The organism is Rhodoferax antarcticus ANT.BR (assembly GCF_001938565.1).
Taxonomy (GTDB): Bacteria; Pseudomonadota; Gammaproteobacteria; order Burkholderiales; family Burkholderiaceae_C; genus Rhodoferax; species Rhodoferax antarcticus.
Map to the genome: position 1 here is coordinate 13047 of NZ_MSYM01000007.1, position 25975 is coordinate 39021.

Sequence of the window (25975 nt, forward strand, 5' to 3'; positions counted from 1 at the left end):
AAGCTGGCTTGACTCAAAGCTGCGCTGCCGGGCCGCGCGCCACGTCAAGGGCCAGGCACAAGTCTTCCCAGGCGCGGGCTTTGTCGGGGGCATTGCGCAGCAGGTAGGTGGGCGGATAAGTCACCACCACCGGCACGCCCTGGTAGTGCCAAACCTGGCCGCGCAGCTTGCCCAGCGGCAGTTTCAGACCCTGCGGATGGTCAACACTCAGCAGCACCTGCATCGCCAGACGGCCCATGGCCAGAATCACTTTGGGCTGCACCAGCGCAATTTCGCGGCACAGGTAGTGCGCGCAGGCCGCCAGCGCCTGTGCATCGGGCGCGGTAGGCACAGCCGGGCGGCATTTCAGCACCAGACTCAGGTAGGCGGTGTGGGCTGGGTCGTGTGGCTCGCCGGGCGGCGTATCAGGTAGATGGCGTCTGACGCCGACTGCCTTGAGCATGTTGTCCAGCAGCAGCCCAGCGTCCTGCACAAACGGCGCACCGGCTCGCTCCTGCGCGTCGTCGGGCGGCTCGCCGAGCACCAGCCAGTGGGCACGCAGCTGCTCTGGTGGGGCCGCCAGCACCGGCGTTTGCCGCCCCAAGCACATGCTGCAGGCCTGACAGGTGGCAACACTCTCGGCCAAGGCCGGCCACTCCATTTGCGCGATGCCAGCGGCCAACGGCATCACGATGGCAGGCGCGGGCCCGCGCGCTGTCGGTGGCTGGCGTGGCGGCGATGGCGATGCCTGCGTCGATGTAGATGCCGATGTGGATGGCGCCTGTTGTTGCTCGGCGGACCGGGACTGGGTTGCGGCTGAACGGCTGGTCAACGCCTCAGCCTTGAGTAGGCTGGGTGCCGAGGCGGATGAAGCGGATGAGGAATTTGCAAGTTTTTGGCCTGCAGCCCTTATGGAATGAGCGGTAGCAGCTACATCCTCAATAGCGTTCTGGCGGTCGCTATCCGCCTGCAGATTGGCGGCGGCAACTGCGTCCAACGCAGCATCCGGTGCGGCGCTGGCAGGCCACCAGACGTGCACGCCCATCTCGGCCAGCATGGCACGTTGACGGGTGTCCAGATCAAGACGCATGGGCTGATTTTCACCGACTCGGTGCAAGCGGGCGGGCTGGGCACGCCAGGGCACCCATTAATTGAGCTTCAGGCTCATCACCAGCGCATCTTCGCGCTGGCCGTTACTGGCCGGGTAATAGTGCTTGCGCACGCCCACTTGGCGAAAACCGTGCGCCTGGTAGACCTGCACCGCACGGCTGTTGCTGGCGCGGGACTCCAGCCAGACCCATTGCAGCCCCTTGCCGCGCGCCCACAGCACCAGCGCATCCAGCAGCACCAGCGCCCAGCCCTGGCGCTGGTGGCTGGGGGCCACCGCAAGATTGAGCAGATGTGCCTCTTCAAAGCCCGGCATGGCGACAAAGTAGCCCAGCAGGGTGTCGTCCGCCATCAGCAGTTGCGCCTGGTAGCCCCCGGCCAGGCAGTCGGAAAAGTGCTTGCGCTGCCACGGGTGCGGGTAAGCCTGCAGCTCCAGCGCCAGCACCGCATCCAGATCAGACTCGCGCATCGGCTCCAGGCGGGCCTCGATGGGTTTGAGCAATGCGTTCATACGGCAGCCTTGGCGGCAGCGCGTTCCAGCGTGGTTTGCGCCACCTTGTCGCGAAGGTAGGTGGGCAAGGCCTGATCTGCCCGCACCGCGCCACCAGCGGCCAGCAGCTTGGGTGCCAGCCGCAGCATGGCGGTGGCGGTGGGCAGCGCCAGCAGGCGCAGCCCCGGGCCGTCTGGCAGGCGCGCGCCATAGGCGGCAAACACGTTGCCAGCCAGCATGCCGCTGCCATCCCACCCCAAGTTTTCAGGCTTAATCAGGCTGTAGCCCTCGTGCTGCTTCCACAGTCCGCTCTCAAATAAATAGCTCGCGGCGTACATCTCGTCCATGCGTGCATCCAGCAGGGCGGTGACGGCACACGGGTCGGCCTCGCCGCTTTGAAAGCGCGCCTCTTCGGCCACCGCCAGCAAGGTGTCCACCGGCAGCACCGGCACGCCCGCGCCAAAAGCCAGCCCCTGCGCTACCGAGCAGGCGGTGCGCAAGCCGGTGAATGAGCCCGGCCCGGCGCCAAACACAATCGCGTCAAGCTCGCCAAACTGCAATTGCGCCTGCGCCATCAGTCGTTGAATGTCGGGAATCAGGTGGGTGGAGCTGCGTGCGCCACCCGGCGCTGTGTGCTGCCACGGCGCACCCACACCGCGGCGCTGCACGGCGATTGACATCTGTTCGGTGCTGGTGTCCAAGGCGAGCAAGTTCATAGCCAACGCCTTGCCATCAGCCTACTTGTCTCATGTTGACATTTATAAGCCAAATCAGCCTCCAGCCCTTACAGTAGCTGCGCTAACAGCTATTCTTTGCGGAGCAACTGGGAACGTCGCCCGCACACCAAACAAAATACCGCCGGTGACCAGCAGCAGCCCCACCGCCAGATTCCAGTGCAGCGGCTCGCCCAGCAGCAGCACAGCACCCAATGCCGAGAGGCCCGGCACCAGGGCGGTGATCATGGTCGAGCGCACCGGGCCAAAGTGGCGGATCATCTGGGTGAAGGTCACCCCGGAGATCACCACCGAGCCCCAGCCCTGAAACATGGCCTGGAACGCCAGATCTGCCAGGGGCGCATGAAAGAGGTTGGATTTGACGATGCCAGTCAGCGCCAGCGCGGTGTAGGTGGGCAGGTAGGTGATGCAGGCCAGGGTGGTGATGGCGATGGTGGCGCGCACCGCGTCAAGCTTGTAGTGCCGCGCCAGCACGCTGTAGACCGCCCAGCACATGGCGGCCGTCATGAACAACACGTCACCCAACCAGACCGAACCACCATCAAACGCCCGCAGCAGGCTTGCGCCCCCCACCAGCACATCGCCCAACACAATCAGCGCCAGACCCAGCGCCCGCGCGGGCGTGATGCGCTCGCGCAGCAGCCACATCGCCAGCAGTGCGGTCCACAATGGCAAGCTGCCCGGCATCAGCACCGAGGCGTGCAGCGCGGGCGCATGCACAAAACCGCTGTAAGCCAGCAAGGCGTACAGCAGCCCGCCAAACAAACCCAGCTTGAAGGTGATGTGGGCAGGCAAAGGCGACAAACGCAGCCAGGAGGCACCGATGATGCCGCGCGCACGGTCCTGGCGCACCAGCCAGGCGCCCCAAGGCAGCAGGATCAGGCTGGCGCCCAGAATGCGGCAATAGGCAATGTCAAACGGGGTGAGCAAGCCGCCGCGCGCCGGGTCGTTGGAGGCGCGGGCCACCAAAATGAACGAGGTCCAGACCAGCACCGTGACAAAAGCGGCAGCCATGCCCACCGCGCGGGGGGAAAACCGCGCAAGAAGAGGGTGGTGGGAATCAGGCATAGCCGAGATTATCGGGGGCCGGGCTGCGGTTTTGATGCCCAGAGGGGCAGAGGGTCAGCAGGGCACCTCGTCGAGCTGCTCGGCATTCAAAAACTGCTCCCCGTAGCGGCGGTACACCTGTTGCTGGACAAACACATCGTGCAAATCCGGGTCAATGTGCCCGTCGTCGCGAAACTCTTTCAGGATACGCATGGCCTGCGACAGCTTCATGCCCGACTTGTAGGGCCGATCGCGCGCGGTGAGCGCTTCAAAAATATCGGCAATGCCCATGATGCGCGCCTGCACCGACATCTGCTGGCGCGTCAGGCCCTTGGGGTAGCCCCGGCCGTCCATGCGTTCGTGGTGGCCTGCGGCGAATTCGGGCACATTTTTCAGGTGCTGCGGCCAAGGCAGCTTTTCCAGCATCTTGATGGTGGCGACGATGTGGTGGTTGACAATTTCGCGCTCGGCGGCGGTCAACGTGCCCTTGTGGATGCACAGGTTTTCCATCTCGTCGGCCGACAAAAAATTGGCCTGCACGCTGTCAGGGTTGCGCCACTGGTTGCTGGTACCTATGGCATTGACGCGCGCCACATCGGCGTCCGACATGCCCTCGCTGCCCATGTTGGCGCGGTGCAAAAAATCGCGGTCGTCATCCACAGCCGCTTGGCGGGCGCGGCAACGCGCCATCAGGTCGGTCTCGGCATGCACATCCAGCGGCGCGCGGAGGTCGAGTTGCTGGCGCAGCGCGGCGATTTCTTCGTCGCGCTTGAGCACTTCAAAGCGGGTGTCGATGACACCCATGCGGTCATACAAAGTGTGCAGCTTGGTGGCTTTGTCCACCACATGCACTGGCGTGGTGACCTTGCCACAATCGTGCAGCAGCCCGGCGATTTTCAGCTCATAGCGATCCTTGTCGCTCAGATGGAAGTCCGCCAGCGGGCCGGTGGTGGTGCGATCAACGGCTTCGGCAAGCATCATGGTCAGGACCGGCACGCGCTGACAGTGCTTGCCGGTATAGGGCGATTTTTCGTCGATGGCCAGGTTGATCAGCCCGATAAAAGATTCAAACAACGCTTCGAGCTGGGTTACGAGCATCCGGTTGCTCAGCGCAATGGCCGCCTGCGAGGCAAGCGACTCCACCAGGCGCTGATCAGCATCTGAAAACGCCTGCACCGCATGGCTATCGGGCGCCTGCGCGTTGATCAGCTGCAAGACACCAATGGTTTTGCCGTCATGGTCGCGCATCGGCACGGTCAAAAACGATTTGGAGCGGTAGCCAATACGCGCGTCAAACACATGTGTGCCAGAGAAGTCAAACGCATCGGTTTGGCTGTAGACATCTTCGACATTGACCGTGACACCATGAATGGCCGCATAGGCCGCTACCAGATGGTCATTGGGCTGACCCGCCTCGGTCACCAGTTTGACATCGGGAAAATCCATCGGTTGGCCCGAAGTGCCGCCCATGACGATCTGCAGCGAATCGGTGCGCAAGATCTCAAAACGCAGCGTCTGGCCATCTTCCAGCATGCGGTAAAGAGTGCCACCGTCGGCATGGGTGATGGTTTTGGCAGCCAGCAGAATTTGCTCCAGCAGCCGGGTGATGTCGCGCTCGCCCGACAGCGAGGCGCCAATGGCATTGAGCTGCTCCAGCCGCCTGAGCAGCCCCTGGACGGTGTTGAACGCGTTGTTCTGCATGGTGTCCCTGAGTCGGTTGCTGCTGCGGTGGTGTCAGAGGTTTCATTCTGGCATGCCACCCTGCAGGTGGCAACCGCGCTGGGCAGCGCTGCGAGTAGGCACGCGCTGTGGCCCCGGATAATCCCGCCATGACCACTTTGCTCGCACCCCTTCGTCGGCCGTTGCTTTGCCGCAGTTGGTTGGCCGCTATGGCCCTGACCACCCTGACCGCCCTGACCGCCTTGGCCCAGCCGCTGCCCGAGGCCATCAGCAGCGCCCTGCTGCGCGCCCAGGTGCCCGCAGATTCGGTCAGCCTAATACTGGTGGACGCCGACGGCCTGAGCCAGCCGCGCCTGAGCCACCGCGCCGAGGTGCTGGCCAACCCAGCGTCGGTGATGAAGCTACTGACGACCACCGCCGCGCTGGACTTGCTGGGCCCGGCCTACACCTGGCGTACCCCCGTGTGGGTAGATGGCAAGGTGCAAAACGGCACCTTGTACGGCAACCTGGTGATTGCCGGGCGCGGCGACCCGGCGCTAACGGTCGAAAAACTCTGGCTGCTGCTGCGCCGTGTGCAGGGCCTGGGTATCGTGCGGATTCATGGCGACATCGTGCTGGACGGCAGCGCCTTTGCCCAGGCGCCAACCCAGCCCGGCGACTTTGATGGCGAGCCGCTGCGCCCCTACAACGCCACGCCCGAGGCGCTGTTGATCAACTTCAAGGCGGTAACGCTGACTCTGGTGCCTGATCTGGCCAATAAAGTGGCACGAATTCACATCGAGCCGCCGCTACATGGCGTGCGCCTGCCCACGCAAGCACCGCTGGCGACCAACCTGCAAGCGCCCTGCAACGACTACCGCGCCGCCCTGCAGGCAGACTTTTCTGACCCCGCGCGGATCCTGCTGAAAGGCCGCTATCCGGCCAGCTGTGGCGAAAAGTCCTGGCCAATGGCCTACGCTGACCCAGCCAGCTACACGGCGCGCGCGCTGCAAGGCATGTGGCTCGCTCTGGGCGGCCAGCTCACTGGGGCGGTGCGCTTGGGGCACGCACCGGCGACACCGCCGACGCTGCAAGCCATCTCCCCGACCCTGGCCGAAGTGCTGCGCGATATCAACAAATTCAGCAACAACGTCATGACGCAGCAGCTGTTTCTGACCCTGGCGCGTGAGGCGGCACCGACAGAACCGGCCAGCTTTGAAGCCGCGCGCGCGGTGCTGCAACAGTGGTGGGCGCGGCGCATCGGCACGGGCGCGGCGCCCGTGCTGGACAACGGTGCCGGTCTGTCGCGCCAAGAGCGCATCAGCGCGCAAGGGTTGGCACGTCTGCTGCAGCTGGCGTATGCGTCACCGTTCATGCCGGAACTGATGGCTTCGCTGCCGGTGGTGGGGCTGGATGGCACGCTCAAGCGCAGCCGCGCCCCGCTGGCCAGCGCGCATCTGAAAACCGGCAGCTTGCGCGATGTGCTGGCGCTGGCTGGGTATGTGCATGGCAACAATGGCCGCCAACTGGTGCTGGTGGCCGTCATTAACCACCCCAATGCCAACGCAGCCCGCCCGGCCATGGACGCGGTGGTGGACTGGGCTGGGACCGAGGCTAACCGCCTAGCAGCGGCGCTACCCACGCGTTGAGCTCAGGGGCACGAGGTGCTTGCGGTCAGGCGCTGCCCCGAAATAGGGCGGCTTGATCGACAATCGCGCACCACCCAGCGCAGCACCCTCCATGAACTTGATTGACACCGTCGGTACCTTGGCCGCCATCCTGACCACCGCCAGCTTTCTGCCCCAGGCCTGGCACACCTTCCAAACCAAGGATGTGAGCGGCATTTCTCTGGGCATGTACAGCGTGTTCACCACAGGCGTGGCCTGCTGGCTGATCTACGGCTTGCTGCTGGGTGCCTGGCCCATCGTGATTGCCAACGCGATTACTTTGGCGCTGGCCAGCGCCATTCTGGTGATGAAGCTGCGCTACCGCTGACTTGGCCAGCGCCGCCCGCGCAAACAAGCGGTCAGCGGTCAGCGGTCGACATGACGCCTTTCGACGTTTTTAAAAGGCGGCCCGCTGCAGCCGGTCGCGCACGCCAAGCCAGTCCGGGGTGTCTGGCGGGGTGTGTACCCAGATGTCTGCCACGCCCAGTGCGTCGAGTTCACGCAAGATGGCAAACAGCTGTTGCGCTGCTATCTCAGCGCTGGCGGGCATGCGGCGATACCTGGCTGACCGCTCCGGCAAAGGCACCCCATCACGCGCCCAGACCGCCACACTGGCAGGTGCGCTGGGCAATGCAGCGCGTAAGGCGGCAGCATCCATCAACCGCACCCGGGCTTGCGGGGCATAGTGTGATTCAAGGGTTCCAGAGGCCTTGGGGCCTTGATCAGAAAGGGCTGGAAGCTCGTTATTTCGTAGCACTTTCAGGCCGCATGCCGCCTGCATTTGCTCGGGCGTGATGGCCCCCGGGCGCAACAGCACGGGCTGGCCACGGGTGCAGTCGATGATGCTGGACTCAATGCCGACGCTGCACGGCCCGCCGTCCAGAATCAGCAGGTCATCGCCAAACTCGCCTTGCACATGCGCCGCGGTGGTCGGGCTGACGCGGCCAAACTGATTCGCGCTGGGCGCGGCCAAGCCCCAGACACCTCGCGCCGCACAAGCCTGCAGCAGCGCCTGCGCCACCGGGTGCGCAGGGCAGCGCAGCCCCACGGTGGGGTTTCCGCCCGCTGCTGCATCGGCCACACCTGGGCGGCGCGGCAGGATCAATGTGAGTGGGCCGGGCCAGAAGGCAGCCATCAGCGCGCGGGCAAAGTCCGGCACAGCGCCCGCGTAATGGCCTACGGCGGTGGCATCGGCCAGATGCACGATCAGCGGGTGGTCTGCCGGGCGGCCCTTGGCGGCAAAGATCTGCGCCACGGCGGCATCGTTGTCGGCATCTGCGGCCAGGCCATAAACTGTTTCGGTTGGCAAGCCTAAAAGGCCTCCGACCCTTATGCAGTCTGCGCTAATAGCTATCGAATTTGAATCTTCTGCAGACAGAATCACAGGCGTACCCGATGCGACAAAAGCGGATTCAAAACGCCTCAACACCCAACAAGCTTGCCGCCTGCAGTGCGGTGGCGTTGGCCTGCGCTGCGCTGGCGGCAGTCACCGTCAGGTGGCCCATCTTGCGGCCCTTGTTGGCCTGCAGCTTGCCGTACAGGTGCAAATGCACGCCCGGCAGCGCCAGCACCGCATTCCAACGCGGCGTCACACCATTGACCCACAAGTCGCCCAGCAGGTTGAGCATGACCGCCGCGCTGTGCTGGCGCGGCTGCACCAGCGGCAAGCCAGCCAGAGTGCGCACCTGCAGGTCAAACTGCGACAAGTCACAGGCGTCCAGCGTGTAGTGGCCGCTGTTGTGCGGGCGCGGCGCCATCTCATTGACCACCAGCGCGCCCAGCGACGCGCGTTCCGGCGAACCCTCGGTCAGGACAAAAAATTCGACGCACAGCACGCCCACATAATGCAACTCGTTTGCTATATTTTTAGCAGCTTCTACCGCTTGCTGTGAAAGGGCTAGAGGCATATTTTCCTCATAAGCCTGGGTCACCGCCAGAATGCCTTGGCGGTGCAGATTGCGCTGCGGCGCGAAGTGCACGCATTCCCCGTTCCAGCCACGCGCCACGATCACTGAGCACTCTGCCGCGAGTGGCAGCATTTTTTCCAGCACGCAGGGCACGCCCTTCAAGGCCTTCCAGGCAGCGGCCAACTCGGCGCGGGTGCCCACGCGCACCTGGCCTTTGCCGTCATAACCCAGGCGGGCGGTTTTCAGAATGCCGGGCAACAGGTCGTCGGCCACCGCTGCCAGATCCGCCGCACTTTCAATCACCGCGTAAGGTGCCACCGGCACGCCACTGCGTGCCAGGTGCGCCTTTTCCTGGATGCGGTCTTGCGCGATGGCGACCGCGTCGGCGCTGGGGGCGGTGGGCCGGGCGGCACCCAGCGTCACCAGCGCACCCGCGGGCACGTTTTCAAACTCGGTGGTGATGGCGGCGCAGCGCTGCATCAGTTGCACCAGGCCTTGCGGGTCGAGGTAGTCGGTCTGGATGTGGTGGTGGCTCACCAGCCCGGCCGGGCTGATCACATCGGGGTCCAGCACCACGGTGAAATAGCCCATGATTTGCGCTGCCTGCACAAACATGCGCCCGAGTTGGCCGCCACCCATCACCCCCAGCGTGGTGGGCTGGCCGTCACCGTTCAGCCCGATAGCACCGGGCAGCAAAACCGAGCCGCTCATAACACCGGGGGCAGCGTCATCTCGCGTGCCATCTGGGTCTGTTCGGCGCGGAAATCTTCCAGGCGGGCGCGCAGCACGATGTCGTTGCCCGCCAACATAGCCACCGCAAACAGCGCGGCGTTGGCTGCGCCCGAAGCGCCAATGGCGAAGGTTGCCACCGGAATGCCCTTGGGCATCTGCACAATGCTGTGCAGCGAATCGACCCCGCATAAATGTTTGCTGGCCACCGGCACACCCAGCACCGGCACGGTGGTTTTGGCCGCCAGCATGCCTGGCAAATGCGCCGCGCCACCCGCCCCGGCGATGATGGCTTTGAGGCCACGGCCCACCGCGCTCTCGGCGTAGGCAAACATGTCATCAGGCATTCTGTGGGCGGACACCACCCGAAACTCGTGGCTGACACCGAACTGTTGGAGAATGTGGACTGCGTGTTGCATGGTGTCCCAGTCCGAACTGGAGCCCATGAGCACACCGATTTGGATGTGTTTCATCCTTGAATTTTACGTTTGACCTCGCCGAACCCCAAGACGCCCTACTGCCATGATTGAAATTACCCTGCAAAACTTCGAAACCGAGGTGGTTGCCGCCTCGATGACCCAGCCGATCCTGATCGATTTCTGGGCCCCCTGGTGCGGCCCGTGCAAGTCGCTGGGGCCATTGCTGGAACAACTCGAAGAAGACTACCAGGGCCGTTTCACCCTGGCCAAGATCAATTCTGATGATGAGCAACAGCTCGCTGGCGCCTTTGGCGTGCGCAGTATTCCCACCTGCATCCTGATGGTCGGTGGCAAGCCGGTTGACGGCTTTACCGGTGCACAAAGCGCCGGTGAAATCAAGGCGTTTCTAGACAAAAATCTGCCAAGCGTTGAGGGGCTGATGGCCGAGGCCGAAACCGACGAGGCGCTGGAACTTCTAGACGCAGGTGACCCCCAAGCCGCGCTGGCCAAACTGGCCGACGCACTGGCCAAAGACCCCGGCAATGATGACGCCCGCTATGACTACATCCGCCTGCTGATCGACCTGGGCGGCTTTGAAGAAGCCGAGGCAGCGCTGGCCCCCAAACTCACAGAGATCCCCAAACAACTGCGCTTTGAAGCTTTGTCGCAGTGGTTGAATGCCATGCTATACATAGCTTCTAGCCCCTATGCCAAATGGTCTGTAGCGCAATTTGATGAGGCTATTGCGGCCAACAAACGCGACTTTGAGGCGCGTTTTGCCAAAGCCAGGATGCTGATGGCGCTGCGCGAATGGACCGCGGCCATGGACGAGTTGCTGGAAATCATCATGCGCGACAAAAAGTGGGCTGATGAAGCGCCGCGCAAAGCCATGGTGGCGATTCTGGCGCTCCTCACCCCGCCCAAGCAGAAAAACGCCCTACCGATCCCCGGTAAAACCGCCTCTGGCATTGAGGTGCTGGGCAAGGCTGCCGTGCAAGAAGACCCGCAGGCCGCCCTGGTGTCCACATACCGAAGGCGGTTGAGCATGATGCTCAATTGACACGCACAGAAGCCAAGTTCACAATGGTAAGTCCCGCCAATACAGGGCTCATTCGTGAACACCAAGGCACCCCCGACAGCTGGCCCGCCGCACCGCGACAGCCCCCAGAGTGCCCAAGCCTTACTCCGCGAGGCGTTGGATGCAACGCCAGACAACGTGGCCGTGCTGGACGCACACGGCATGATTGTGATGACCAACATTGCCTGGCGTCAGTACGCCATGGCCTACAGCCCTGAACCCGGCCAGATCACGCCCTTCTGTGACATAGGTGTCAACTACCTGGAAGTGGCCGCACGTGGCGACACCCCGCAAGACAACTCACACCAGGCCTTGCAAGGCATTCGCGATGTGCTGTCCGGCAAGATCGAAGCGTTCAGCCTGGTCTACCCCTGCCACACGCCCGAGGAACAGTTCTGGTTCACCATGACGGTCACGCCGCTGGACTGGAAAGGCGAGCTCGGCGCGCTGGTCATGCACACCGACACCACCCCGCGCCACCACCTCAGTCGGCGTTGACAATTCGCCTGCTTCTGCGGGGTATCAATCTCATTAGGCAGCGGCCAGCACCTGTTGCCTGGCCGCTTGCCCGGGCCGGTTTGCCATTGGCCAGTGCTCGGTCGCCAGCACGCGCCGGGCATTCAGGCTGGCAATCGGGATGGACGCATCCTGCGGGATGCCGCCCGAGAGCTGCAGCGCCAGGTAGCGCCCACTGCAGACCCGCAAAAACGACGCAAAGTTCTCCACCTCTGCGCGCGCTTCGATCAACTCGTCGTAAAGCTTGGTGCACAACTGCGGCACGCTCATGCCGTCACGCCGGGCAATGGCATCGAGCACGTTCCAGAACAGGTTTTCCAGCCGGATACTGGTAGCCATACCATGCAGCCGTACCGAGCGGGTCCGGCTTTCATACAGATGCGGGTCAGCGCTGATAAAAACCTGGCACATGGGCGGCTCCGGTGGTTGGCATGGGTTGCCAGCATGTGGCCCAGCACAGAGCGCGTCAATTCGGGCAAACCATGAAGCAGCTTGGGCGAGTGATCGCCCTATGGCGTGATTTTGGTTCCCAGCAAGGCCAGAAACTGCGCCATCCAAGCCGGATGCGCGGGCCACGCCGGAGCACTGACCAGATTGCCTTCGGTGAACGCGCTGTCGATGGCGATGTCGGCATAAGTGCCGCCTGCGCGCTCCACTTCATAACGGCAGGCCGGGTAAGCCGAGCAGGAGCGCCCTTCAAGCACGCCCGCACCGGCCAGCAACTGCGCGCCATGGCAGACGGCAGCCACCGGCTTGTTGGTGGTGAAGAAGTGCTGCACCATGGCCACCACAGCCGGGTAGGTGCGCAGGTATTCGGGGCCACGGCCACCGGGCAGCACCAGCGCGTCGTAGTCTTGCACATGGATGTCGGCAAAACTGGCGTTCAAGGTGAAGTTATGACCGGGCTTTTCGCTGTAGGTCTGCGCGCCTTCAAAGTCGTGAATGGCGGTTTTGATCTGCTCACCCGCCTTTTTGTCTGGGCACACCGCATGTACCGCATGGCCCACGGTCAGCAGCACCTGAAACGGCACCATGGTTTCGTAGTCTTCACAGTAATCACCGCAAATCATCAAGATCTTTTTCGCCGCCATATTTATCTCCTGTAGGTTGAAAGGCATATGCATTGTTGGACGCGCTCAGGCCTGTGTGGTGGTAGCGGGTTGTGACAACCGGTGCTAGGCGCTGTGCGGCGCGCGCCCAAACCTTGACGCCTAAAATGCATCGTCCGAACGCACACTCACCCATGACCTCACCCGACCTTTGCGACCAATACGAACTGGGGGAGATGCTGCTGGAAATTGGCGCGCTGCTGATGATCTCTGGCGCCAACACCGAGCGAATCAAGATCACCATCGACCGGATCGCCAGCGCTTTTGATTGTTTTGCTGATTTGCTGGTCACCAACCACGCACTGATGTTGACCCTGACCTACCCAGACAACCATAAAGCGTTCACTAGCGTGAAATGGATGCCCGGCATGCACCTGAATTTCAACCTGATTGCCGACATCAGCACCCTGAGTTGGCAAATCGTGCTGGAGAAGTGGCCGCTTGAGCGTATCAACCAGGAACTCAAAACCCTTCACCGCAAGCCGCTTTATGCCAGATTTGTGGTCTTGCTGATGGTGGCCCTGGCAGGCGCCTCCTTCTGCAGGCTGTTTGGCGGTGGCATGACGGAAATGCTGGCTGTTTTTGTGGCGTCTTTCTGCGGGCTGTATGTGCGACAAGAGGCGATCAAGCTGAGGTTCAACTTTTATGTCTCGATCATCTTCGCGTCGGCAACCGCTGCGCTGGTGGCTGGCGCCTATTTTCATTTCCACCCCACCGAGGTCTACAGCCACGCGTTTTCGACCTCGGTGCTGTTCCTGATTCCCGGTGTCCCGATGATTCACGCCATCACGGATCTGATGGACGGCCACACCCTGAACGGCATTGTGCGCGGCGTCAGCGTGCTGGCGATGGCGTTCGCGATTGCGTTGGGGCTGATGGTCGCCCTGTTGATTTACAAGTTCTGAACCATGAGCCTGCTAATGTTTCTGGAAAATGGCATCTGGCTGGGGTTGGCCGCTATGGGTTTTGCCGTGTTGTTCAATGTGCCGCGCCGCGCGCTGGGCATCATTTTTCTGATCGCCGCGCTGGGTGGTCTGGCCAAACTGGCTATGGTGCAGCAAGGCATCGTTGGTGCCTTGGCCGCTTTTGTTGGGGCATCACTGATCGGGCTGCTGAGTGTGCTGGCCGCGCACAAGCGCAAGGCGCCGCCCATGATCTTCGCCATTCCTGCGGTGATCCCGATGATTCCCGGCTTTTTTGCTTACCAGGCCATGGTCGGCATGATGGAACTGATGATTCAAAAGGACCCATTGCTCTACAGCAAGATATTTTTCGAGACGGTCAACAATGGCCTGTCCGCCTTGTTTGTGATGCTGGCCCTGTCAACCGGCGTCGCCATCCCGATGCTGCTTTCGCGCAAACAGACCGTCAAGCGCCTGCAGCCTGATGACGACCTGGAAGTTGAAATGGAATAAGGGCTTGGCCATGACCGGCCTGGCACGCCAGAGTCGCCACTTCGACAAGCCACAACAGATCTTAGAGAGTGCTTAACTGGCTGACACTGAACGCTACATATTAAATAGCATCTAGCGCAATCAGAATAAGGGCTAGCGGCCTACTTTCTATAAATTCAGGTAGTCAGCCGGGTGAGTGCTTCGTGGTACTTGGCGGCCGTTTTTTCGATCACCTCGCGCGGCAGATGCGGCGCGGGCGGGGTTTTGCTCCACGGCTTGCCCGACACCTGGGCGGTTTCCAGCCAATCGCGCAGAAACTGCTTGTCGTAGCTGGGCGGGTTCACGCCCGCCACATAACTCTCGGCGGGCCAGTAGCGCGATGATCGGGGGTCAGCACCTCGTCCATCAACACCAGCGTGCCGTCTCTGTCCAGACCAAATTCAAACTTGGTGTCAGCAATGATGATGCCTTTGGCAGCAGCGATCTCGCTGGCGGCCTTGTAGATAGCGATGCTGATGTCACGAATGCGCCCGGCCAGGTCGGCACCGATCATCTCCACGGTTTTCTCGAAGGTGATGTTTTCGTCATGCTCGCCCATCTCGGCTTTGGCGGCCGGGGTGTAAATCGGCTCGGGCAGCTTACTGGCATTTTTGAGCCCGGTCGGCAGTGGCACGCCGCACACCGACTGGCTGTCCTGGTATTCCTTCCAGCCGCTGCCAGCCAGATAGCCGCGCACCACCGCTTCGACCGGAATCGGTTTCAGCCGCTTGACCAACATTGAGCGGCCCACCACCTGCGGCACCTCGGTTGGCGTGACGACGCTCTCAGGCGCATCGCCGGTGAGGTGAATCGGACACAGGTTCAGGCCGTTGGGGCCGAGTTTGTCAAACCAGAAGAGTGCCATTTTGGTCAGGAGAACACCCTTGCCGGGAATCGGCTGGCCCATGATCACGTCAAACGCGCTGATGCGGTCACTGGCCACCATCAGGATACGGTCATCGCCCACCGCGTAGTTGTCGCGCACCTTGCCGCGTGCCAGCAGCGTCAGCGAGGTCAGGGAGGAGGTGTGAACGGTGGGTTCTGTGGAGGTGGTCATTCGGTCTGTGCCAGTCAAAAAATTCAGTCAAGCTGGGGGGCGAGTTTAGGTTCAATGCACCGATTTTTCACGCGGGTGATGGGTTTTCATGAGCAACATCGCAGATTAGCCGGTGCGCCCCGGTGCCAACGCGCTGGCGCTATGTTGGCATGCGCACAGACGTCCGGTCGGTGGTGCTGCAGCATGCGGCCATGAAGTCGTATTCCAATGGGGGTTGCCATGATGATTGAGATTCGCAAGGGCCAGGCGAGCGAGAAGCTGTCGCGGCAGGCCTTCGGCGAGCGCTACCGTGGAAGCTTCGTCGACCCGGCGTTCGCCACTGAAGAGGCGGCGATTGCGCGTCTGGAAGTGATTGCCTGGCTGGCCTACGACGAAGGCCGCAAGGCGCCGCTGACGCGCCCGGCTGGAGCGGGCTACTTTGATCCGACTGACGCGCTGTCAGTGCAGTGGCTGGCGACCCGGCAGGCGATTGACCAGGCGCAGCTGGCCTGTGGCAACCCCGCAACAAAGTCGCGCGTGCTGCTGGTGTGCGGCAGCGCCCGCAACGACGGCACCTGCCCCGGCGAGGTATCGAAGACCTGGCGTCTGACCGAGATCGCGCAGCAGGTGGTGCAGCAGGCCGGTGTCGAAGCTGACGTGCTGGACTTGAGCCTCGTCACCTCGGAGTACGGCCGCAACATCCACCCTTGCAAGGGTTGCGTATCGAGCGCCATGCCGTTGTGCCATTGGCCGTGCAGCTGTTATCCGAACCACTCACTTGCTCAGACCCATGACTGGATGGCGCAGATCTATGAGCGCTGGGTTGCCGCGCATGCGGTGATCCTGCTGGCGCCGACCTACTGGTACCAGTCGCCCAGCCCACTGAAGCTCATGATCGACCGCCTAGTGTGTGCCGACGGCGGCAATCCCGACCCCACCACCACCCACGGCAAGCGGGTGCTTGAAGCCAAGCGCCTGGAAGAGCAGGGGTGGGACTACCCCAAACACCTGGCTGGCCGCGTGTTCGGCGTGGTGGTTCATGGCGAAGTGGCCGGCGTCGAAGACCACCGCCGCAACCTCTGCGACTGGCTGGAGTGGATGGGCTTGACCGACGCTGGCGCGGTCGCCAAGCTCGACCGTTACATCGGTTACTACGAGCCCTACTACAACAGCCACGAGGCGCTGGACAAAGACAGCGCCGTACAGGAAGAGGTGCGCAACGTGACCCAGGCGGTGTTGAACGCCGTCCACGCCTTGCGCGCCGGCCGCTTGAGCCAGCCTGACAAGCAAATCAAGTCTTTGCGGCAGAAGTGACACGGGTGCAAACCGTCGTTCACCACGGCGGCTCGCCCCGTTTTTTTTGCCTTAACCCTGCAGATCATCAACTGAGAGGTTCGATCGTGAACGAAAAAACAGCTAGCGTGCATTGGGAAGGCCAGGGCAAAAAGGGCCAGGGCCAGATCAGCACCGAAACCGAGGCGCTCAAGGCCTACCCGTACGGCTTTGCCAGTCGATTCGAGGACGACCGCCGTGGCACCAACCCAGAGGAGATTCTGGGCGCCGCTCACGCCGCGTGTTTCACGATGGCTTTCTCCTTTGCGTGCGACGCGGCGGGGTTCACCACCGCTTTGGTCGACACCGAGGCTCGCGTGCGCCTGATCCCAGAAGGCGACGGGTTCGTCATCGACCGGATTGCGCTGACCTTGAAAGCCAGCGTTCCCGGCATTGACGAAACGCGATTCCAGGAGATCGCCCTGGACGCCAAAAACGGCTGCCCACTGTCAAAGGCGCTAGCCAGTGTCGCCGAGATCAGTTTGCAGGCCACGCTCGTTCAGAGCGCGACGTGAAAGACGAGCGAAGCGACACGGTGCCCTAAGGGGCACTGAGCGGCGCCGACCACGCGCTGAGCGACGCCCGCGCCAGCCTGACCCTGCTCGACTATGGCGACTACGAAAACCCTGCCTGCATCAAGGCCGAGCCAATGAAGCAACAACTCGATGTAGTCTTTGGTGAGCACCTGCGCTTCGTCTTTCGGCACTTCCCGCTGGTGGAGGTGCGCCCAAATGCCGAGATGGCTGACCGGATCTACAAGCAAAGGGTCCAAGAGCACCGCAGCGCGGGACAGCTCAGCGGCGTTCGGAGCGCGCCCAGCTTCTTTCTAAACGGCACGCCCGTGGATGTCTCGTTCGGCTTCGAGAAGCTCGATGAGGCGATTCGCGTCGCCCTTGATACCACCCCGCATGTCGACACGGCCAGCCCATGAGCATCTCTCAATAACTGCACCGAGAGGAGTCGTCATGCCTAAGAAAGCCTGGAGCGCCAAGCGCGAGCGTCAATACGACCACATCAAGGATCAGCTTGATCGACCGAAGCAAACCGCCGCCTCTGGCCGAAGAAATTGCGGCGCGAGTGGTCAACAAGGAGCGGGTCCAACAGGGAGAGTCGGTGCAAGCGAGCCCATCCTCGATCAACGACATGTCCGCCGGTCGACGCGGCGGCTTGCGTTCGCATCAGGGCGCAGGTGGGCGCACCTTGCGCCAGCTGCGCAACCAAGCGCGACAGCGTGGCTTGAAGGGGCAGTCATCTATGAATAAGGAGCAGCTCGAACAGGCGCTGACACGATGAGGGCGCGCACACTGGGCGCTGAGGTCGTCTAGATGCCATCTGTGGCTGCTGCAGAGGCACGCGCCGGCGCAACTTCGTAGGTCAGTGCCCTGCAGGCGATGGCTTGGTCGAGGCTGCTGAGCGTGGCTGTGGATGTCCGATGGCGAAAAAAACACTTCGACGCTGCGATCGTCGTCAGGATTCTCGAATTTCCGGTGCAGATGCTGGAATCGCCTTGTCTACCGGTCGATCGACTGACTGTCACCCGCGCTGTCTGCGACAGGTCTGACTGGCAAAGGGTCAATGGGTGAAGGATTGATAGGGGAAGGGTCGATGGAAGACGTGCCCATGGGCGCAGCGTCTTCAATGGCACACTCGTCTGCCGGGCTCATGATGGTGCCCGCGGCGGCGGCGCCCAACGTGCCGACAACGGCGCCCACAGTGCCGCCTACCAACACTCCCACTGGACCTGCAATCACCACGCCGACGGCGGCACCGGTCGCCGCACCGGCCACCAATCCGCCACCCATCAATACCGACTTGTTTTCGCGTCCGGCATCGTCGCACGCCAAGGGAAACTGTGCTGCAGCGGTCGGGTCCTGCGAGGGGATGCCATGGCCTACGTGGGCCTGCTTGGCAAGGTCTTTGTCGTCTGGCGACGCGGGCAGCGGCGTAGTGGAAGTTTGATTCATGAAAATCTCCTTGAGTGTTTTGATGCTATGGGCAGAAAGGCGCTGAGGACGGTACTGTCCCAAACCAACAGCCACAGATTGCATGCAGATCTGTGGCGTGTCAGTGCGTTGGCGCACATTGCTCGCTCCTTGCCCCGGCGGAAGGACCGGCAGCAAAGGAGCCAACACCCACAGGCTTTCCTAGCCACCGCAGGCGCCGCAGCAGTGGCCTGCGCCGTGTTTGGTTTTCAGCTTGGTCACTGCAACGCGCCAGACTTCTGGACCGCTTTCCAGTGTTTCCCATGAGAAGAGGTTGGGCTTCTCCAGCTCGAACTGGCTGCGCAGCGTCACCGGGTCTTGGTCGTTGATCAGCTCCATGGTCGCATTGACACCAAGTTGGTCGAACTTCCCAAAAACTAAAGAGCGGCGCTCTTTCGGCGCCATGGAGCGGGTATTTACCTGGATCGCTTGGCCGGTCTGTGTCATGGGGGCATCTCGGTAATTAACTTGAACAGTTATTTTAAGATCCATTTAAAATAAATCTTATAGATTTTTCACGAAACGCACTGTGTCCACTCCTTCCGTTCGTACAACCGCTAGCATTCACCAGCTGGAAGAGCCAGCGTCCAAAGCCCCGGTTGCTCCGAGCATGAAGGCCTTTCTGGAATTGGCCTTTAGGCCTTTGTACCTGGCGGGGGTGGGCTGGGCGCTGGTGTCCATCGCCTTATGGATTTACGCACCCTTTTCGCTCACCGCACCGCTGGGCGGCAGCGTCTGGCATGCGCACGAGATGCTGTGGGGCTTCATTGCCACCATCGCTTTGGGCTTTTTGATGACCGCAGGCACCAACTGGACCGGCATCACGCCGATGACCGGCAAGGTCGTAGCGCTGGCGTGCGTACTGTGGGCCGTCGCGCGTGTTGGATTCCTGGTGCCACTAGAGAGCGCCTTCTGGGTGGCCATGGTGTCTGAAATGGCCTTCTTTGCGCTGGGGGCTGGCGCCATGTTGCGCGCGGTGGTGATCTCCAAGAGCACGCGTAACTACGCCATACCCGGCCTGCTGGCAGGTCTGGGCGCCACCGATGCGCTCTTCCTGCTGAGCGCACGAGACGGCGACTACCTGCAGCTAATGCAGAACTTCAACGCCGCACTGCTGGTTATGGCCCTGCTTGCCTTGCTGATTGGTCGGCGCGTGATTGCCTTCTTTGCGATGACCGCGGTGCACAGCCTGAGTATTCCCAAACACATGGAGACCGGATGGGTGCAGTTGGGCGCGTGCGCGGTGGGCTTGGTGAGCCTGCTGGCAGGGTTTCCCGTGCTCACTGCTGCGGCGCTTGGGCTAGCCGGCGTGTTGGCCCTGGTGCAACTTATCAGTTGGAAGCCGCTGGCCGTGCGGGCCAACGCCTTGCTGTGGATTTTGTACGTGGGTTACGCTGGCATTGGCATCGGCCTGCTCTTTGCAGCCTTGCAGTACGCCGGGGTAGACCTGCCGCGCGTGTTGCCGGTGCACACCATTGCCATGGCGGGTTTCTCTGTGCTGATCCTTGGCATGGTCACCCGCACCGCGCTGGGCCACACCGGTCGGCCCTTGGCCACAGATCGCAGCATTCGCAGCAGTTACTGGCTCATGCTTCTCGCCGTGGCGCTGCGCTTGGCCGCCATTGCCGACACACCGGCCAGCGCGACACTGCTGCTGATGGCGGGCGCGGCGTGGGTGGCTTCACTGGCGCTGTACCTGTGGCAGTTCACCCCGATGTTGATTCGCCCACGCAACTGAAACCGGACATGCCCCGCCACCCCCAAGAGGTCCTACCATGCGCCTGACCACCATGACCGATTACGCCATGCGATTGCTGATGTACGTGGCGCAGCAGCAAGACCGCCTGTGCACCATTGCCGAGATCGCCAAGGTTTACGACATTTCGGAAGCGCACCTGATGAAGGTCACCCACCAATTGGGGCTGAACGGCTGGCTGGAAACGGTACGCGGCAAGGGTGGCGGTATGCGCCTGGCCGCGGCACCCGCCGACATCAACCTCGGCGCCGTGGTGCGCAGCATTGAACCCGACTTCTACCTTGTAGACTGCCTGAACCCCGACACTGTCTGCAGCCTCACCGGTTACTGCAAGCTCACCGGCATCATGAGCGGTGCGCTGCAAAACATGATGCAGTACCTGGACGGCTACACCCTGGCCGACCTGCTGCCGCCCAAGTCTCCGGCACGCGCTGCCCATACGCCACTGCTGCCTTTGAGTGGCTCGTTGCTGGGAACTCCTCTGGTCAACCGCCAAGGTCTGCACTCTCTCACCTCTAAATTACCACATAAACGCCTGCCATGACCCAATCCTCCATCGACCTACCCCAGCAAAAGGCCACGCTTAAAGCGGTACTGCTCGAAGGCATCCACCCGTCCGCCGCCGAGGTGCTGAAACAGGGCGGCTACACCAACATCGTGACGCATGCCAAAGCCTTGACCGGCGCAGAATTGCAAGCTGCACTGAACGGTGCACACTTTGCTGGCATCCGCTCCTGCACCCAGTTGACAGCTGAGGTACTGGCGCAGGCTCCGCAGCTTGCGGCCATCGGCTGCTTCTGCATTGGTACCAACCAGGTCGACCTGAAAGCCGCCATGCGCTTGGGCATCGCCGTATTTAATGCGCCGTTTTCCAACACGCGCAGTGTGGCTGAGTTGGTGTTGGCCGAAATCATCATGCTAATGCGCGGCATTCCCGAGAAGAATGCTGTCCTGCACCGCGGTGGCTGGATCAAGAGCGCCGCCCATTCGTACGAGGTGCGCGGCAAGACCCTGGGCATCATCGGCTACGGCCACATCGGAACGCAGGTCGGCGTGCTGGCCGAGCAACTGGGCATGCGCGTCGTGTTTAACGACATTGAGGCCAAACTATCCCTGGGAAACGCGCGTGAAGCCGCCAGCCTGAACGAACTGCTGGCCGCCTCGGATGTGGTGAGCCTGCATGTGCCAGAAACACCGCAAACTTATCAACTGATCGGTGCCAAGGCGTTGGCGACCATGAAACCAGGTAGCCACCTCATCAACGCCTCACGCGGAACTGTGGTCGATATTGACGCCCTGACCGCCGCGCTAGAAAGCCACCACCTGCACGGCGCCGCTATCGACGTCTTTCCGCTAGAGCCGCAGGGTAATGATGCGGTGTTTACCTCGCCGCTCATGCGCTTTGACAACGTCATCCTCACACCTCACATCGGCGGCTCCACCTCAGAAGCGCAAGTCAACATTGGCACTGAAGTAGCCGCCAAACTGGTGCGCTACGGCAACAACGGCTCCACCACCTCGGCGGTCAACTTCCCCGAAGTGGCCCTGCCGGCGCACACCAGCCGAAGCCGCCTGCTGCACATCCACCACAACGTGCCCGGCGTGCTGGCGCAAGTCAACGAGCGGCTTTCGGCTGCCGGCATCAACATCGCGGCGCAGTATCTGAGCACCTTCGAGGAGCTGGGCTACGTGGTGATTGATGTGGACAGCGCCGCCAGCCAGTCGGCACTGGACGAGTTGTGCAACGTGCCTGGCACCATCCGCTGCCGAATTTTGTACTGAGCGCGGCCATACAGCGCGCTGTAACGCTCAAAGGGCTCTCTCTTGAGCACCATGAAGCACTGGTGCTGGCGCGGCGCGCCCGCGCCACGGCCACAAACCCACACAGCGACACGGCGCGAGCCCAACGCCATCACCTGCTTGAACGTTGGGCGCAGCAATTTGCACCGCACTTTGCGCTGGAAGAGCAAACCCTCTTTCCCGCACTGGCGCGCGCCGGACACACCGAGGTTGCCGCTGAAGCGCTGATGCAGCACGTTGCCCTGCGCGAACTGGTGGCGCGTTTGCGTCAAGACGACGCATTGGCGCTGGCGGCGTGGGGCGACGCCTTGGACATCCATGTGCGCTTTGAGGAATGCACCGTTTTTCCTCTGGCACAAGCCGTCCTCGATCCCGCCTGACCGACGTGATGAAGCTGTCAGTCTCACACCTATCCTCATCAACCTGAAAGGTAAACACCATGACCCACGCCGCCGCGTAGTGCTCAATGGCACCAATTTAAACCGTCATCAACCTGAAAGGTAAACACCATGACCCACGCCTGCAATCACCCCTCTGCCGAAGCCATTTACCCGTTTGACGCACGCGGTGTGACCAAGGGCTTTCGCCATGCGGCCATTTTTGGCGCGTTTGACTCGCTCACCGCCGGTGAGACCACGCAGTTTGTGAATGACCATGATCCGATTCCGCTCTTGCACCAACTCGAGGCGCGTTATGGCGATGCGATCAGTTCCACCATGACTTCTACGCTGTACAAGACGCAACAACTGGAAGTTTTCCGCTTGGTTTTGCTCGCTGGCAAGGAGATGCCCGAACACCAGGTTGTTGGTGAACTGACGGTGCAATGCTTGGAAGGCAGCATCGAATTCTCCATTGGGACGACACACGAAGTCATGCGGGCAGGTGACCTCAAGTGCCTTGCGGGGGGAGTCTCGCATTCGCTTAGAGCCATCGAAGATTCGGCGGTCCTCGTCACCTTGCTGCTAAATGGGGCGTAAGGTCAGTGCAAATAGCCAGACCAGCGTCGATACCTGACACCTTGGTCTGCACCCTCGGGCACTCGAATCGGACGATTGTGGGCTTCACCCGTCTGCTTTTGACCAACGAAGCGGCCAAGGTGATTGACGTCAGGGCCATCCCGCGTTCTTGCCACAACCCGCAGTTCAATCTCGACGCGCTTGCAGACTCGCTTGCAGTGGCGGCAATCGACTATTTGCACATGCCGGGCTTGGGTGGCCTACGCCACGCACACGCCGCCTCACAGAACACCGGGTGGCACAACGCGCGTCGTTCAGAGGTTACGCCGACTACATGCAGTCTGCAGATTTTGCCGAGAACGTCGACGTGCTGCTGGCCCTTGCGCGCTCCCAGCGCTGCGCACTGATGTGTGCAGAAGTTGTACTCTGGCGCTGTCACCGCTCGCTGATCGCCGACGCGCTGTCATTGAGGGGCGTGCGCGTGGAGAACATCACCGGGCCGCGCGGACGCAAACCACACGTGCTCACCTCGTTTGCGTATGTTGAGGGCCTAAAGGTGACGTATCCGGCGATCGACCTCCCGCAGGGTCAGGTACCTACATGAAAGCGGTGGCGCAACCGCGCCAGACCGTAGCGATCACACCGTACCAAGACCTCGACACTCTGCTTGCCGATGCGCGCAGTTGCCGCGTTTGCAAGGCACACCTTCCGCTGGGCCCGCGTCCGGTGTTACAAGCCGCGCCCTCCGCACGCATCCTCGTGGTGGGCCAGGCGCCAGGCGTTCGCGTGCACACCTCGGGTATTCCTTGGGACGATGCCAGCGGCGAGCGCCTACACGCTTGGACCGGCCTGAGCAACGCACATTTCTACGACGCTTCGAAAGCCGAGATCATTCCGATGGGTTTTTGCTACTTCGGGCGCGGGCGCGGGCGCGACGGGGACTTGCCCCCGGGACGTGAATGCGCGCCCGACTATCTTGCGTTGCCGCACCCCTGCGCTCGCAATTCACCCTGGTTCCAGCGCAATCCATGGTTCGAACAGGAGGTGCTGCCAGCGCTTAGGCAACGGGTAGCGTCGTTGTAGTCAGGTGGAGCGTCCTCATGAACTGGCGCTGTCCAACTCGACCAGCGGTTTTCACGCTGACACGGGTTAACGTGTCGTTATGCGCACTCCCGTCGACCACGCGTTCCCCGCAGGAAAATCAAAGCCTTGAAGGTGTCCTTTCGCATCGGGGGAGCAACGAGGGTACTTCGGCCAATGTGACAGATCGGACCCCCACCACGTTTCATCCTGAGCAAGGACTGGCAGGCTCGACTTCTGACTCGCTAAAAAAAATCACCCCAGGTGTAGATAAAATCAATTTGCTTTATTTAATAACCATTTGCCACAGGATGTGCGACGCTGGTCCCTCCTTTGGCGCATCATCGCGACGGGCGTCGGTAGCCACCGAGCGAGGCTGACCTTTGACGTGTTCAGCGCAAACATGCCAGGGTGGCTATAAGAAGGATCCGATAGATGAGTGACGTTGCCATATCCACAAGTCTGCTGGCATTAGTGGCGGTGCTGGGCCTTTGGCTGGGCAATTTCGAATTCAAGGGCATCGGCCTGGGCATTGGCGGCGTGCTGTTTGGCGGGCTGTTTGTCGGTCACTTCGTTCAGAGTAACGGTATGGTGCTGGACCTGCACACGCTGCACTTTGTGCAGGAGTTCGGCCTGATCTTGTTTGTTTACAGCATTGGCATCCAGGTTGGGCCGGGGTTTTTCTCATCGTTGCGCAGCACCGGGCTTAAACTCAACGGCTTTGCTGCACTGCTGGTTTTGCTGGGCTGCGCGGTGGCCGCGGCGCTGCACAAACTTTTTGACGTGCCGCTGCCGGTGATTCTGGGCATTTTTTCGGGTGCTGTCACCAACACGCCATCGCTGGGCGCAGGCCAGCAGATCTTGACCGACCTGGGCTCGTCGGCCGAGAGTATCTCTAGCATGGGCATGGCTTACGCCATGGCCTACCCGTTTGGCATTTGCGGCATCTTGCTGTCAATGTGGCTGGTCCGGCTGTTTTTCCGCATCAATGTCGACCAGGAAGCACACGCCTTTGACGAGGAGTCCGGCCGGTCGCGCAGTGGCTTATTCACCATGAATGTGGCCTTGCGAAACGTGAACCTGGATGGCCTGGCGCTGAAAAAAGTGCCAGGCCTGACCGACGGTCAAGTGATCTGCTCGCGTATGAAACGCGGCGACGACTTGTCTGTGCCGCGCCCGCTCACCACGCTGCAGGTAGGAGACCTGCTGCACTTGGTAGGTTCCCCGGACGCCTTGCGCAGCGCACAACTGGTGATTGGTGAGGAGGTCGAGACGTCGCTGTCCACCCACGGCACAGACATGCGGGTCGAGCGTATCGTGGTGACCAACGTGAAGGTGATTGGCAAACGCATCTCTGACCTGGCGTTAGCGCAAACCTATGACGTGGTGATTTCTCGCTTGAACCGCGCTGGCGTGGAACTGGTGCCCAATGCACAAACGACGCTTCAGTTTGGCGACATTTTGAACATTGTCGGCACCCCCGATGCCATTGATGTCGTGGCCGGGATGATGGGCAACTCCAAACACAAGTTGCAGCAGGTGCAGATGCTGCCGGTGTTTTTGGGCATCGGTTTGGGGGTGCTGCTGGGCTCGCTGCCCTTTTACCTGCCGGGCATACCGGCCGCGCTGAAGCTGGGTCTGGCGGGCGGGCCGCTGGTGGTAGCACTGATCGTGTCGCGCATTGGCAGCATTGGCAGGCTGCACTGGTTCATGCCACCCAGCGCCAACCTGGCGCTGCGTGAGTTGGGCATTGTTCTGTTTCTGGCGGTGGTGGGGCTCAAATCAGGCGGCCAGTTTCTGGAAACCTTGCTGCAAGGCCCCGGCGCCACTTGGCTGATGTACGGCGCGCTCATCACGCTGATACCGCTGATGATTGTCGGAGTGCTGGCACGAGTTGTTGGAAAAATCAACTACCTGACCCTGTGCGGACTGCTGGCCGGCTCGATGACCGACCCACCGGCACTGGCTTTTGCCAATGCCATGCACCCCACCAATGGGGCCGCTGCGCTGTCTTACGTTACCGTTTACCCGCTGGTGATGTTCATGCGCATTGTGGCGCCGCAGCTGATGGCACTGATGCTTTGGGTGCCCAGCTAGCCAGCTAGTATGCGCCGGTGCTGATGTCCGTTCATGAAAAAAGGCCGAAGGAGACATCGGCC

29 protein-coding genes and 3 pseudogenes are annotated in these 25975 nt (G+C 61.8%); 19 read left to right on the forward strand and 13 right to left on the reverse strand.

What is annotated here, in order from left to right:
* Window positions 1-13: 13 nt before the first annotated feature.
* Genes BLL52_RS19885 through BLL52_RS03310 form a run of 5 tightly spaced genes read right to left on the reverse strand, consistent with a single transcriptional unit; the run spans window position 14 to window position 5058 of the window.
* Window positions 14-1069 (reverse strand): uracil-DNA glycosylase, encoded by a 1056-nt coding sequence (locus BLL52_RS19885; protein WP_083633762.1) that lies wholly within the window; start codon window positions 1067-1069, stop codon window positions 14-16.
* A 57-nt stretch (window positions 1070-1126) separates the two neighbouring features.
* Window positions 1127-1597: a ribosomal protein S18-alanine N-acetyltransferase gene (rimI, locus tag BLL52_RS03295; RefSeq protein WP_075585312.1), complete on the reverse strand. Its 471-nt coding sequence runs from the start codon at window positions 1595-1597 to the stop codon at window positions 1127-1129.
* Window positions 1594-2292 (reverse strand): tRNA (adenosine(37)-N6)-threonylcarbamoyltransferase complex dimerization subunit type 1 TsaB, encoded by a 699-nt coding sequence (tsaB, locus tag BLL52_RS03300; RefSeq protein ID WP_075585313.1) that lies wholly within the window; start codon window positions 2290-2292, stop codon window positions 1594-1596. Before tsaB ends, rimI begins: the two co-directional genes overlap by 4 nt.
* A gap of 54 nt (window positions 2293-2346) precedes the next feature.
* Window positions 2347-3378: a DMT family transporter gene (locus BLL52_RS03305; RefSeq protein ID WP_083633763.1), complete on the reverse strand. Its 1032-nt coding sequence runs from the start codon at window positions 3376-3378 to the stop codon at window positions 2347-2349.
* 54 nt (window positions 3379-3432) lie between these two features.
* On the reverse strand, window positions 3433-5058 hold the full coding sequence (locus BLL52_RS03310; RefSeq protein WP_075585315.1) for an HD family phosphohydrolase: 1626 nt from the start codon (window positions 5056-5058) through the stop codon (window positions 3433-3435).
* A 128-nt stretch (window positions 5059-5186) separates the two neighbouring features.
* Between BLL52_RS03310 and dacB the strand changes: the two genes are divergently transcribed.
* Both dacB and BLL52_RS03320 read left to right on the forward strand, forming a co-directional pair.
* The gene (dacB, locus tag BLL52_RS03315) at window positions 5187-6665 is read left to right on the forward strand and encodes a D-alanyl-D-alanine carboxypeptidase/D-alanyl-D-alanine endopeptidase (protein ID WP_075585316.1); all 1479 of its coding nucleotides are present in this window, start codon (window positions 5187-5189) and stop codon (window positions 6663-6665) included.
* Window positions 6666-6756: 91 nt separating this feature from the next.
* Window positions 6757-7011: a SemiSWEET transporter gene (locus BLL52_RS03320; protein WP_075585568.1), complete on the forward strand. Its 255-nt coding sequence runs from the start codon at window positions 6757-6759 to the stop codon at window positions 7009-7011.
* Window positions 7012-7080: 69 nt separating this feature from the next.
* On the opposite strand, the gene BLL52_RS03325 is transcribed toward BLL52_RS03320, so the two are convergent.
* Genes BLL52_RS03325 through purE form a run of 3 tightly spaced genes read right to left on the reverse strand, consistent with a single transcriptional unit; the run spans window position 7081 to window position 9792 of the window.
* On the reverse strand, window positions 7081-8067 hold the full coding sequence (locus BLL52_RS03325; protein ID WP_075585317.1) for an L-threonylcarbamoyladenylate synthase: 987 nt from the start codon (window positions 8065-8067) through the stop codon (window positions 7081-7083).
* A 28-nt stretch (window positions 8068-8095) separates the two neighbouring features.
* On the reverse strand, window positions 8096-9301 hold the full coding sequence (locus BLL52_RS03330) for a 5-(carboxyamino)imidazole ribonucleotide synthase (RefSeq protein WP_075585318.1): 1206 nt from the start codon (window positions 9299-9301) through the stop codon (window positions 8096-8098).
* The gene (gene purE / locus BLL52_RS03335) at window positions 9298-9792 is read right to left on the reverse strand and encodes a 5-(carboxyamino)imidazole ribonucleotide mutase (RefSeq protein WP_075585319.1); all 495 of its coding nucleotides are present in this window, start codon (window positions 9790-9792) and stop codon (window positions 9298-9300) included. Before purE ends, BLL52_RS03330 begins: the two co-directional genes overlap by 4 nt.
* 49 nt (window positions 9793-9841) lie before the next feature.
* On the opposite strand from purE, the gene BLL52_RS03340 reads away from it, so the two are divergent.
* Both BLL52_RS03340 and BLL52_RS03345 read left to right on the forward strand, forming a co-directional pair.
* A complete protein-coding gene (locus tag BLL52_RS03340; protein ID WP_075585320.1) occupies window positions 9842-10798 on the forward strand; it encodes a tetratricopeptide repeat protein in 957 nt (318 codons plus the stop codon).
* A gap of 54 nt (window positions 10799-10852) precedes the next feature.
* Complete coding sequence (locus BLL52_RS03345) at window positions 10853-11314, forward strand: PAS domain-containing protein (RefSeq protein ID WP_075585321.1); 462 nt, start codon at window positions 10853-10855, stop codon at window positions 11312-11314.
* 33 nt (window positions 11315-11347) lie between these two features.
* On the opposite strand, the gene BLL52_RS03350 is transcribed toward BLL52_RS03345, so the two are convergent.
* Both BLL52_RS03350 and BLL52_RS03355 read right to left on the reverse strand, forming a co-directional pair.
* Window positions 11348-11743, reverse strand: a complete 396-nt coding sequence (locus BLL52_RS03350; protein ID WP_075585322.1) for a ribbon-helix-helix domain-containing protein — start codon at window positions 11741-11743, stop codon at window positions 11348-11350.
* Window positions 11744-11841: 98 nt separating this feature from the next.
* Window positions 11842-12423, reverse strand: a complete 582-nt coding sequence (locus tag BLL52_RS03355; RefSeq protein WP_075585323.1) for a DJ-1/PfpI family protein — start codon at window positions 12421-12423, stop codon at window positions 11842-11844.
* Between the two features lie 152 nt (window positions 12424-12575).
* On the opposite strand from BLL52_RS03355, the gene BLL52_RS03360 reads away from it, so the two are divergent.
* On the forward strand, window positions 12576-13346 hold the full coding sequence (locus tag BLL52_RS03360) for a threonine/serine exporter family protein (protein ID WP_075585324.1): 771 nt from the start codon (window positions 12576-12578) through the stop codon (window positions 13344-13346).
* A 3-nt stretch (window positions 13347-13349) separates the two neighbouring features.
* Window positions 13350-13856 carry a threonine/serine exporter family protein gene (locus BLL52_RS03365; RefSeq protein WP_083633765.1) on the forward strand — a complete coding sequence of 169 codons (507 nt, stop codon included), beginning with the start codon at window positions 13350-13352 and terminating at the stop codon, window positions 13854-13856.
* A 155-nt stretch (window positions 13857-14011) separates the two neighbouring features.
* Here BLL52_RS03365 and BLL52_RS03370 read toward each other — a convergent pair.
* Window positions 14012-14931, reverse strand: a pseudogene (locus BLL52_RS03370) (phosphoribosylaminoimidazolesuccinocarboxamide synthase).
* Between the two features lie 222 nt (window positions 14932-15153).
* Between BLL52_RS03370 and BLL52_RS03375 the strand changes: the two are divergent.
* The 4 genes and pseudogenes from BLL52_RS03375 (at window position 15154) to BLL52_RS03395 (ending at window position 17535) form a co-directional block, all read left to right on the forward strand.
* Entirely contained in the window at window positions 15154-16224 is a 1071-nt protein-coding gene (locus BLL52_RS03375; protein WP_075585569.1) for a flavodoxin family protein, read from the forward strand.
* An 86-nt stretch (window positions 16225-16310) separates the two neighbouring features.
* Window positions 16311-16757, forward strand: coding sequence for an OsmC family protein (locus tag BLL52_RS03380; RefSeq protein ID WP_075585326.1), 447 nt, complete (start codon window positions 16311-16313; stop codon window positions 16755-16757).
* Window positions 16758-16891: 134 nt separating this feature from the next.
* Complete coding sequence (locus BLL52_RS03390) at window positions 16892-17173, forward strand: DsbA family protein (RefSeq protein WP_139313288.1); 282 nt, start codon at window positions 16892-16894, stop codon at window positions 17171-17173.
* 34 nt (window positions 17174-17207) lie between these two features.
* Window positions 17208-17535 (forward strand): annotated as a pseudogene (locus tag BLL52_RS03395) (plasmid stabilization protein).
* 218 nt (window positions 17536-17753) lie between these two features.
* Here the strand turns inward: BLL52_RS03395 and BLL52_RS19890 are convergent.
* Both BLL52_RS19890 and BLL52_RS03405 read right to left on the reverse strand, forming a co-directional pair.
* Window positions 17754-18206 (reverse strand): hypothetical protein, encoded by a 453-nt coding sequence (locus BLL52_RS19890; RefSeq protein ID WP_241838978.1) that lies wholly within the window; start codon window positions 18204-18206, stop codon window positions 17754-17756.
* Window positions 18207-18386: 180 nt separating this feature from the next.
* A complete protein-coding gene (locus tag BLL52_RS03405) occupies window positions 18387-18716 on the reverse strand; it encodes a DUF2249 domain-containing protein (RefSeq protein WP_241838980.1) in 330 nt (109 codons plus the stop codon).
* 37 nt (window positions 18717-18753) lie between these two features.
* Between BLL52_RS03405 and BLL52_RS03410 the strand changes: the two genes are divergently transcribed.
* The 9 genes and pseudogenes from BLL52_RS03410 to BLL52_RS03445 all read left to right on the forward strand — a co-directional run bounded on the left by BLL52_RS03410 (window position 18754) and on the right by BLL52_RS03445 (window position 25913).
* Window positions 18754-19962, forward strand: coding sequence for an NnrS family protein (locus BLL52_RS03410; RefSeq protein ID WP_241838981.1), 1209 nt, complete (start codon window positions 18754-18756; stop codon window positions 19960-19962).
* 37 nt (window positions 19963-19999) lie between these two features.
* Window positions 20000-20524, forward strand: coding sequence for an RrF2 family transcriptional regulator (locus BLL52_RS03415; RefSeq protein ID WP_075585332.1), 525 nt, complete (start codon window positions 20000-20002; stop codon window positions 20522-20524).
* On the forward strand, window positions 20521-21762 hold the full coding sequence (serA, locus tag BLL52_RS03420) for a phosphoglycerate dehydrogenase (protein ID WP_075585333.1): 1242 nt from the start codon (window positions 20521-20523) through the stop codon (window positions 21760-21762). The genes BLL52_RS03415 and serA overlap by 4 nt, the downstream gene beginning before the upstream one ends.
* Complete coding sequence (locus BLL52_RS03425) at window positions 21720-22160, forward strand: hemerythrin domain-containing protein (RefSeq protein ID WP_083633766.1); 441 nt, start codon at window positions 21720-21722, stop codon at window positions 22158-22160. Before serA ends, BLL52_RS03425 begins: the two co-directional genes overlap by 43 nt.
* A 129-nt stretch (window positions 22161-22289) precedes the next feature.
* Window positions 22290-22478: pseudogene (locus tag BLL52_RS21245) on the forward strand (DUF2249 domain-containing protein); the annotation flags it as partial.
* Window positions 22479-22876: 398 nt separating this feature from the next.
* The gene (locus BLL52_RS21715) at window positions 22877-23143 is read left to right on the forward strand and encodes a DUF488 domain-containing protein (RefSeq protein ID WP_274534889.1); all 267 of its coding nucleotides are present in this window, start codon (window positions 22877-22879) and stop codon (window positions 23141-23143) included.
* Window positions 23032-23340 carry a DUF488 domain-containing protein gene (locus BLL52_RS03435; protein ID WP_274534885.1) on the forward strand — a complete coding sequence of 103 codons (309 nt, stop codon included), beginning with the start codon at window positions 23032-23034 and terminating at the stop codon, window positions 23338-23340. The genes BLL52_RS21715 and BLL52_RS03435 overlap by 112 nt, the downstream gene beginning before the upstream one ends.
* Window positions 23337-23819, forward strand: coding sequence for a uracil-DNA glycosylase family protein (locus BLL52_RS03440; RefSeq protein ID WP_075585335.1), 483 nt, complete (start codon window positions 23337-23339; stop codon window positions 23817-23819). Before BLL52_RS03435 ends, BLL52_RS03440 begins: the two co-directional genes overlap by 4 nt.
* 432 nt (window positions 23820-24251) lie before the next feature.
* Window positions 24252-25913, forward strand: coding sequence for a putative transporter (locus BLL52_RS03445; protein WP_075585336.1), 1662 nt, complete (start codon window positions 24252-24254; stop codon window positions 25911-25913).
* The last annotated feature ends 62 nt before the right edge of the window (window positions 25914-25975 follow it).

What these genes read in the sequence shown, in the direction of transcription:
- BLL52_RS19885 (WP_083633762.1), bottom strand. Translation starts at nt 1,069, where the DNA reads ATGCGTCTTGATCTGGACACCCGTCAACGTGCCATGCTGGCCGAGATG.
- rimI (WP_075585312.1), bottom strand. Translation starts at nt 1,597, where the DNA reads ATGAACGCATTGCTCAAACCCATCGAGGCCCGCCTGGAGCCGATGCGC.
- tsaB (WP_075585313.1), bottom strand. Translation starts at nt 2,292, where the DNA reads ATGAACTTGCTCGCCTTGGACACCAGCACCGAACAGATGTCAATCGCC.
- BLL52_RS03305 (WP_083633763.1), bottom strand. Translation starts at nt 3,378, where the DNA reads ATGCCTGATTCCCACCACCCTCTTCTTGCGCGGTTTTCCCCCCGCGCG.
- BLL52_RS03310 (WP_075585315.1), bottom strand. Translation starts at nt 5,058, where the DNA reads ATGCAGAACAACGCGTTCAACACCGTCCAGGGGCTGCTCAGGCGGCTG.
- dacB (WP_075585316.1), top strand. Translation starts at nt 5,187, where the DNA reads ATGACCACTTTGCTCGCACCCCTTCGTCGGCCGTTGCTTTGCCGCAGT.
- BLL52_RS03320 (WP_075585568.1), top strand. Translation starts at nt 6,757, where the DNA reads ATGAACTTGATTGACACCGTCGGTACCTTGGCCGCCATCCTGACCACC.
- BLL52_RS03330 (WP_075585318.1), bottom strand. Translation starts at nt 9,301, where the DNA reads ATGAGCGGCTCGGTTTTGCTGCCCGGTGCTATCGGGCTGAACGGTGAC.
- purE (WP_075585319.1), bottom strand. Translation starts at nt 9,792, where the DNA reads ATGAAACACATCCAAATCGGTGTGCTCATGGGCTCCAGTTCGGACTGG.
- BLL52_RS03340 (WP_075585320.1), top strand. Translation starts at nt 9,842, where the DNA reads ATGATTGAAATTACCCTGCAAAACTTCGAAACCGAGGTGGTTGCCGCC.
- BLL52_RS03350 (WP_075585322.1), bottom strand. Translation starts at nt 11,743, where the DNA reads ATGTGCCAGGTTTTTATCAGCGCTGACCCGCATCTGTATGAAAGCCGG.
- BLL52_RS03355 (WP_075585323.1), bottom strand. Translation starts at nt 12,423, where the DNA reads ATGGCGGCGAAAAAGATCTTGATGATTTGCGGTGATTACTGTGAAGAC.
- BLL52_RS03360 (WP_075585324.1), top strand. Translation starts at nt 12,576, where the DNA reads ATGACCTCACCCGACCTTTGCGACCAATACGAACTGGGGGAGATGCTG.
- BLL52_RS03365 (WP_083633765.1), top strand. Translation starts at nt 13,350, where the DNA reads ATGAGCCTGCTAATGTTTCTGGAAAATGGCATCTGGCTGGGGTTGGCC.
- BLL52_RS03375 (WP_075585569.1), top strand. Translation starts at nt 15,154, where the DNA reads ATGATTGAGATTCGCAAGGGCCAGGCGAGCGAGAAGCTGTCGCGGCAG.
- BLL52_RS03390 (WP_139313288.1), top strand. Translation starts at nt 16,892, where the DNA reads ATGAAGCAACAACTCGATGTAGTCTTTGGTGAGCACCTGCGCTTCGTC.
- BLL52_RS19890 (WP_241838978.1), bottom strand. Translation starts at nt 18,206, where the DNA reads ATGAATCAAACTTCCACTACGCCGCTGCCCGCGTCGCCAGACGACAAA.
- BLL52_RS03405 (WP_241838980.1), bottom strand. Translation starts at nt 18,716, where the DNA reads ATGGATCTTAAAATAACTGTTCAAGTTAATTACCGAGATGCCCCCATG.
- BLL52_RS03415 (WP_075585332.1), top strand. Translation starts at nt 20,000, where the DNA reads ATGCGCCTGACCACCATGACCGATTACGCCATGCGATTGCTGATGTAC.
- serA (WP_075585333.1), top strand. Translation starts at nt 20,521, where the DNA reads ATGACCCAATCCTCCATCGACCTACCCCAGCAAAAGGCCACGCTTAAA.
- BLL52_RS03440 (WP_075585335.1), top strand. Translation starts at nt 23,337, where the DNA reads ATGAAAGCGGTGGCGCAACCGCGCCAGACCGTAGCGATCACACCGTAC.
- BLL52_RS03445 (WP_075585336.1), top strand. Translation starts at nt 24,252, where the DNA reads ATGAGTGACGTTGCCATATCCACAAGTCTGCTGGCATTAGTGGCGGTG.